The organism is Sphingobacterium sp. UBA6317 (assembly GCF_002440385.1).
GTDB classification, from domain to species: domain Bacteria; phylum Bacteroidota; class Bacteroidia; order Sphingobacteriales; family Sphingobacteriaceae; genus Sphingobacterium; species Sphingobacterium multivorum.
Genome location: NZ_DJTD01000009.1, coordinates 1 through 8,351 on the forward strand (window position 1 = coordinate 1; position 8,351 = coordinate 8,351).

Annotated in this window: 6 protein-coding genes; all 6 read left to right on the forward strand. The window is 39.0% G+C overall.

The genetic code is table 11. The features are described from left to right. Positions 1 to 106: 106 nt before the first annotated feature. The 6 genes from B3E92_RS02165 (at position 107) to B3E92_RS02190 (ending at position 8,304) form a co-directional block, all read left to right on the forward strand. Positions 107 to 394, forward strand: coding sequence for a helix-turn-helix domain-containing protein (locus tag B3E92_RS02165; protein ID WP_286895139.1), 288 nt, complete (start codon positions 107 to 109; stop codon positions 392 to 394). A 101-nt stretch (positions 395 to 495) separates the two neighbouring features. Then, entirely contained in the window at positions 496 to 789 is a 294-nt protein-coding gene (locus tag B3E92_RS02170; RefSeq protein WP_286895129.1) for a putative quinol monooxygenase, read from the forward strand. A gap of 162 nt (positions 790 to 951) precedes the next feature. Continuing rightward, on the forward strand, positions 952 to 1,125 hold the full coding sequence (locus tag B3E92_RS02175; protein WP_286895131.1) for a hypothetical protein: 174 nt from the start codon (positions 952 to 954) through the stop codon (positions 1,123 to 1,125). Positions 1,126 to 1,402: 277 nt separating this feature from the next. Continuing rightward, complete coding sequence (locus tag B3E92_RS02180) at positions 1,403 to 2,065, forward strand: efflux RND transporter periplasmic adaptor subunit (protein ID WP_286895133.1); 663 nt, start codon at positions 1,403 to 1,405, stop codon at positions 2,063 to 2,065. A 1,007-nt stretch (positions 2,066 to 3,072) separates the two neighbouring features. Next, a complete protein-coding gene (locus B3E92_RS02185) occupies positions 3,073 to 3,588 on the forward strand; it encodes an O-acetyl-ADP-ribose deacetylase (protein ID WP_286895135.1) in 516 nt (171 codons plus the stop codon). Between the two features lie 207 nt (positions 3,589 to 3,795). After that, entirely contained in the window at positions 3,796 to 8,304 is a 4,509-nt protein-coding gene (locus B3E92_RS02190) for an AAA domain-containing protein (RefSeq protein ID WP_286895137.1), read from the forward strand. Positions 8,305 to 8,351: the final 47 nt, after the last annotated feature.

The window sequence follows — 8,351 nt, forward strand, 5'->3', positions numbered from 1 at the left end:
AAAACATTTAAATTTATCATGGGGTGTGTTATAATTTTGTGATTTAAATATAGCGATCTCGCTATATCAAAACACCGCCATTTTTTAAACGTTTAGGACGCAAGTGATGATAATTGAAAAGAACCTTTATACGAACTTGAGTATTGACGAAATAGCCTTTCTGTGCAATATGAGTGCCTCTACTTTTAAGAGAAAATTTATAAGTATATACCAGAAATCTCCGGGGAAATGGTTTCAGCAAAAACGGCTTAACAAGGCCAAAGAATTGTTACATAATAACCAAGTCACACCTTCCGAAATTTTTATGGACTTTGGCTATGGCAGCTTGTCAAATTTTAGTGCAGCCTTTAAAAATGAATTTGGATATAGCCCCAACCACATCCACTCAAATTGACCTCTTTTCATAACTTATTGAACTAAACTAATAAACGAAGCAGCGCTGGTTTTTTCTAATTTTGTTTCATTAAAGAATTTTTTAACTAAAAAATAAAAACAATGAAAAAATTAGGATTGTTAGTTCGGTTGGAAGCAAAGGCCGGCCAAGAAAAAAACGTTGAAGATTTTATTAAAGGAGCATTACCGCTTGCTCTTGAAGAAGCCGGTACTGTTACGTGGTATGCATTCCGTATTGATGCTTCTACCTTCGGTATTTACGATACTTTTTCAAACGAAGAAGGCAGAGAGGCACACCTTGGCGGTAAGATCGCAAAAGCATTAATGGAAAATGCACCAGACCTATTGGCAACACCTCCGTCTATTGAAAAATTGGACATTTTAGCTGCCAAATAGCCTAAGATAATACCATATATATTTAAGGGAGGATTTTGCAAAAACTCAGCAAAATCCTCCCTTAATTGTTAAAAAAAAAATCTTCTCTTCCTCATTTTTTTAGATATCTAAAAAATCAACCCAAAAAAGCTTACGTCCTTTGCATTATCAAATTTTAAAGAGATGCAAAAGGTAAAAGAAACCACGGATAAACACCTTGTCCTCGTTGCCGACAGCGATGGGATCAATACCGTTTTCCTGATGCTGGTGGAGCGGCTCAAAGATGACCGTTTGTATGGGGAGCATTTAACGCTGCTCTATGTTTCCGACAATTATGGGTTTGTCTTCAAAGAATAACTGGATATCCTGACCAAACGTTTTCCAACTCGTTTTTTGACCTGCTACGAAAGTTCCCACCGACAGGAAACACTGGAAGCTATTATCAATATCAACACCAAAAAACAAATGGAATTCCATCTTGATCTGGCAGAGGAAGAAAGATAGAGTATATGTTCCGAACTCCACTTTATCGGCATTGACAACCGCAACATTCATATCATTACCATCAATTATATCAAAATCATTAAAAAAATAAAAATGAAAGCAAGATAAAGCAAGATTAGGTTATATCTCCTTGATCGTAGGTTCTATACTGACATTATGTTCATGTAAGAACACAGAAGGAGACACAAAAGAGGAAACGAGACCCTTTTCGGTAGTTGCCCAGAAAATAGAGGAAAATTCATATGCCTCCAATATCTCTGTAAGCGGTAACATCGAAGGAAACAAGACGGTACGACTGGGCTTTATGGTTGCCGGGAAGATTGACGGGATCAACGTGAACGAAGGACAGAACGTCGGACAGGGACAACTCATCGCACCACTCGATCCTTCCAACTACAGCATTGCCAAAGAGATTACCGATGTACAAGTGAACCAGGCAAGCGATGAGTACACTAGGCTTAAACTCATGCACGACCGAAACAGCCTTAGCGAAAGCGATTTTAAAAAAATCGACTTTACCCTGCAAGGTGCCAAAGCACAACAAAAATTACTGGGAAAAAACCTTGCCGATACCCATCTATATTCTCCAATCAGCGGAATATTATTACGCAAATTGGCAGAGCGTGGGGAAATTGTTTCAACCGGAACGCCTGTATTGGTTGTATCCGATATCAACAGGGTAAAAGTAAATGCCTATATACCCGAAAACCAGCTCAGCCAGATCCGTATCGGGCAGGAAGCTCAGGTTCTGGTGGGTGCACTGGGTAAAACCTTTACCGGAAAGGTTACGTAGGTTGGCGGTTCTGCCGATGGCTCGATAAACTCTTTTGGTTTCAGGATCAAAAAACTGATACATTTTAAAAAAATTAAAAGGTAATGTGATCAATAAATCTTTCCCCGTATAATTTTTATAAAATTTACTGCAACGTTCTATTGATTTTATGACTTGTTGCCTGATGTCATCCTCTTCAATGTTTGAAACAACAATATTTGAAATCTGATTACGCCGGTCAAGTATAAACGCGGCCTTCATAAAGTAATTTTTGGATGTTTTCTTTTTCAATAGTGGTGCCCCATTCGTGATAAAAGAATTGGGATCTATGGTTCCATTATCGAATACTAATTTGGAAAGCGTATTTGCAATATATAATTCTCTACCCCCACTAAGTATGCGTTCTTCTTCAAATTCAGGATATTTGTTAACAAAATCGTCTCTCTTTAAAAAATAGAGTTTGATTTCAGTACCCTTCTCAATAACTGTCAAATAGCCATCGCTGAATGTATAATTTAGCTTCATATGACCCAGGTCGATCTCGTTATCGCCAATGTATTTCGCGTCAAATGTAAAAGCTGATATCTTCATCTTATTCCGACTTATTTCATAGATAACCTCATTGGAAAAATAGGGATTATCTAGAGGAACAAGCGAATTTTGTTCAGTCAGCGCAAAGTCTAAAACCCATTGACCTAACAATTTATCGCTTTGTGAAAACGATGGATAAACGAATAGCAGTGAGACTAAAAAAATAAATAGGATCTTCATGTAAATTAAAATGTTATATGGCCTATGGCGTAATAAATTTACATATTGATATCGAAACAGACAACAATAAAATTGACGATCTGTACTAACGTTATGAATATTATTTAATCACATTATTCTAGCTAATTTTTACAAAAGAAGAAACCAATATTGCGTTAAGTTGATAAAGGAAGATTTAATGGGTAACTTTTATTAAATTTAAAATATTATTGTCATCGGATACGCCAATGCAAATTTCCGAACATTATCCATACCAAATGAACAAAATAGTAAACGTTGTTAAAGGAGATATCACTAAGGTCGAAGTAGATGCAATCGTAAACGCTGCAAACAGCTCCTTACTTGGTGGTGGCGGTGTAGATGGTGCCATTCACCGAGCGGGTGGTTCAGCTATTCTGGAAGAATGCCGAATGATAGTAGCTAGACAAGGGGGCTGCAAAACGGGTGAAGCAGTTATCACCACCGCTGGCAATCTACAGGCTAAATATGTCATCCACACCGTCGGTCCTGTTTGGAACGGCGGCCAAAAGAATGAAAAGAACCTCCTGGCAAATTGTTACTTCAACTCTCTTCGACTGGCTGCGGATAATAACTGTACAACAATTGCTTTTCCGAATATCAGCACAGGTATATACAGATTCCCGAAGGAATTGGCTGCCCAAATATCGATTAACGCGATAAATCAGTTTCTTGCATCAAATACGACAATCAAACTAATTACAATAGTTTGTTTTGATGATGAAAATTTTCAGCTATTCAAACAATTACTTTGACGATAGGACTATGCTTTTACCATTAAAATGCCTCCCTTCCCATGACTAACCGTATCGGCCAAATACCCATTACAGATTCCGAGTAGAGCAAGATGGTAAAGCGGAGAGCAGGACTCTTATAATTGGTATTCTAGGAGACCAGCAATTGATTGCATTGCTAATTGTACCGAATATTTGTATATTAGGTTAAATACAAATATTACAATTATGTCATCCAAGATTTTCCTGCAATCTTTACAAAGTAAATTAAAAGGCGGTAACGCCCGTTCTATTCATTTAAATGCATTGCCAGGAAGGTTGGCCACACGGTTAGACCTGCAGCAGCTCGACCTCATTGAGGATGGTCTCGCCAAATTTTTTTTGGACACCTTGTTGACCAAAGCAAACTTTGAGTTTAAGATTTCATTTGATAAGATAGACCTCAATGAAAAAGACGCGGAGACTCAAAAGAAACTGACAGTCATTTCTAAACGACTGAACTCCATCATCATAGAAAATGAGGATTATTTTAAAGAACATGGGATGAAGACCCTCGGATTCGGCTATCCTATTCTTATAAAAAGATCTTCAAAAGACCCTTCTAAGATCATAAAGGCTCCATTATTCATTTGGCAACTAGAGGCCGTTAAATCTAAAAACAAAGTCAATGAATGGTCTTTTTTGCGCAATAAAGTGGTTCAAGCGAATGGAAAAATAGCGGATTCAGATATTCACCCGATCAGTATCAATGAAGTCCTCCTTTCTTTTATAAAAAGTGAAGATGACATCACACTGCCCAGTCTGACCAATGAAGCCTTAGATGACGCACTGATTGATAGCAACGAATTAGTGAACGCTTGTGCTGAAGCACTGGAAGCACTCAATTCGAATAGTAAAGAGCAGATACTCGAGGTGCTAAGCAAAAACTTTGAAACAGCTATCAATGTATTACCCGAAGCATCCCAGATAGATGCCATCGCCAATAACAAAGCTTACATTCATTTTGGTGGTATTTTTGGTTTGTTCAGAGCGCAAAAAGAAAGTATTATTACCGATATTTCCCGCTTATTGGATCGCTTCGATGCCTTTGAATTTGATGAGCTTAAAGTGGAAAATCTATTGACAACACCATTCAGCGCCGTAGATACAGACCCCAGCCAACAGGCCATAATAAGTGCTCTGGGAAATGAACCGAATCAAATAATACAAGGCCCTCCGGGGACCGGAAAAAGTCAATCATTAACTGCATTGATCACAAATGCACTTGCCAATGGACTGAAATGTCTTGTTGTCTGCGAAAAGAAAACAGCGCTTGATGTAATTAAAGCAAATATCGAACGTACGAATCCTCAGATCGGCGCTCTGGTAGGTGTAATTGATGACGTAAACGATGCGCGTGAAGCAATCGTTGATTCCGTCAGAGATCGTCAGATCGGAGTTCCGTTTCACATCTCAGGAAGGCAAGCCCAAAACCAATATGATGCGATAAAATCAAAACTCAAAGAATCAGCTGAACTTATCAATGCACAGCATGCTGCCTTAGCTCAAACGGTCTACGGCGATAAGAGTTGGCCGCAGATCGTCGGAAGGTATTTGACTTTATTAAAACACTTTAATCAAGTACCGCTCAAGAATATTATACCGAAAGAGGATTTTAATTTTGCTCAGGATCACACAGAACTGGAAAGGACACTTGTTATTTTAAAGCATAGCCATAATCTATTTAAGCAATCGCATCAGGTCCATGCCATATTTAGACCATTGGCAGACGATCTATTTATAGATCAACAGGTAGGGCCATCACGTATAAGAATTGAGGATTTTATTGCATACGCCCATAAACAGCTACCAGGTATTGAACAGCTTATTGCTGAACTTCAAGTGAGTGGGAAGCGGTGGGCTGATGATTTTTTGAGTGGCATCCCCGCAATAATGCAGCAGGATTTCAGGTCCTATATGGCATTTTGTATTGGAGATTCAGTGAAAGAAGAGGAATTACCATCCTCTTTTCCTCAGGAGCAGCGGATCAACGAAATTGTCTTAGCATTACAAACAGTTCGGATTAAAGCGCAACAATTTTTCAAGCAATATGAGGATGCTTTGCGACAACATTATAGCAGCTATCATTCATCGCTAAGCAATGCAATATCAACTTATCTTGCTTACGCTGAAACAAGCATTGCTCAATATGGCAATAACTTATTAAATAATAGTAGTGGTGCAAAATTTAAAACAAGCATATTAAGTATATTCTCGGGAAAGCATAAACAAATAAAACAAGCGAGGATCGAATTAAAGAATCGCATCGCGCAGGTAAGAGCAGCCCATGTTCAGAAAAATTATATTGAACATCAATATAACGATCATTTGGAAACAACTGATTTATCTATTTATCTAAACAATATCGAGGAACTCCGACAAAAGACAGCTACTTGGAAAGAGCAATACCCGCATACGATCAGTAACTATTTGTCTAATATTAATGATCATCATTTTCATACTGAACTGAGTGAACTAAAAGCGCAAATAGCTCCCCTACTTCAAAAACTGGATAGCATCGAGCAAATGCTAATCGCTGATTATAATATCGTTCCAACGACTCCTGTTACTGATATCAATGGGCTGATTGAGGCAGTACCCTATCTAACTGAAAGACTAACTTTTCAATTAAGGCATTTTAATAATTTTCGTGACTATTACGCGGAACGCGCTGATGCCTATCGGAGTCTACAAAACTCGTTTGACGATATTGAAAGTAACCAGTTAACAGGAAATATAACAAATGGGATATTTTTGCCGTATACAAGTCTTCAGGCGGCACAGGAACTATGTGATAAGATTAAGCATACCATCAAAACGTTCAGTGACCATATGAGTGATTTCCGTATCTATCATGAGTGGAAATCATTTTTTCTTTCAGTGGACGAAGCGCAACAAAGGCTTATTACCAGAATCAGCATCCATCTTAAAGATCATTGGGCGGAAGCATTTGAATGCTGGTATCTGTATTGGGTACTCACGACAAATGAGCCACAGGAATTGCCAAAAAGTGATTACCAATTACAACAATATCAGCAGCAAAAACAAGAGTTTAACCATGCACAGCTGAATAGTATTATTGCCTTATGGACGGAAAGGCAAGCTGACGCCGTCGGACATTTTAAAGCCAGAGGACAAAACATCAATAGTTTGTTTAACAAAAAGGGATCGAAGGGAATGCGCCGCAATTCACTCCGCACTATTGTGAACAGAGAATTTGAACTATTTACAGATTTTTTCCCGGTATTGTTGGTCAATCCATCTGTCTGCAGTTCTATCCTACCACTGGAGGAAGGAATTTTTGATGTGGTCATATTTGATGAGGCAAGCCAGTTGCGTATCGAAGATACGTACGCGGCCCTGATACGCGGAAAAGCTAAAATCGTTTCCGGCGATAAGCACCAGATGGCTCCGTCCTCTTATTTCGAAGGAAGTGGAGCGCTACTTGACCCGATTGATGATGAGATAGAAGATTCGGAGGATGAATTTTCAGATCGGACTGCGCTACAAGCGGCTCAGCTTAATCTTGCGGATAGCGAATCGTTACTAGCTTATGCTGTAGACAAGGGTTTTGTGGAGTCTTATTTAAAAGTCCATTATCGCTCGAAACACCCTTATCTTATCGACTTCTCCAATCATGCGTTCTACGGAAATAGGTTGATGCCTGTCCCAGCGAAAGAGCATTACACGCCTATCGAATACTTACAGATTGATGGATTATATGAGGGACAAGTAAATAAGCAAGAGGCATTGAAAGTGGTCGAATTGTTACAACAGATCATGAAGGATGCAAAAGATAGTATTCCAAGTGTGGGTGTTGCTACATTCAATATCTACCAACGTAACTTGATCCTGGAGGAACTGAGTGCAGTTCGTCAGAACGATTCTGTATTCGATAGTTTAATGGCGCAGGCAGGGGATTCATTTTTTGTTAAAAACCTCGAAAACATTCAGGGCGACGAACGAGATATTATCATTCTCTCAACGACATTTGGACGGAAAGCTGACGGTTCGTTTAGTCAAAACTTTGGTCCGATTATACAGGGCAAAGGACATCGCATGTTGAATGTAATCATTACTCGAGCACGGTCAAAGGTATATGTATGTACCTCTTTCCCGCAGGAGTATGTTGGTCAGTACCCAAATCTTATCCAACAGAAGGGCAATAAAGGCCGTGGAATTCTGTACGCTTACTTTACCTATGCGAAAGCGGTAAGTGAGGGGAATGACGAATTGCGAAGGGGCATTCTACAGCTGTTGAGTCAGTATTGTACAGATAAACTGTATGAACCTGCGGAATTTAGCTTGGGGTCTGAGTCTCCATTTGAAGATGAAGTATTCGAACAACTTGCACAGCATATCGGTGCAGACCGTTTAGAACAGCAGCATTCCGTAGGCGGTTTTAGGATTGATATCGTTGTAAAATCAAAAATAAGCCACAAACCACTCATCGCAATAGAGTGTGATGGTGCGAAATACCATAACAGTCCTGAAGCTTACGCTTGGGACAGCTTCCGCCAGGAGCAACTTGAAAGACATGGATTTATATTCCATAGGATATGGTCCATTAAATGGTGGGATGATGCCAATGGAGAATTGAAGCGACTACTTGATTTTATCCGTCAACAGGATGAAGAAGAAGCAAATTTAGGTAAACATGTGCATGTGGCAACGAGTATCAATATAAGTGATAATTAGCGATGAATGGATGATCTAACTATTTAATCACATGTGTCCTAAATAAA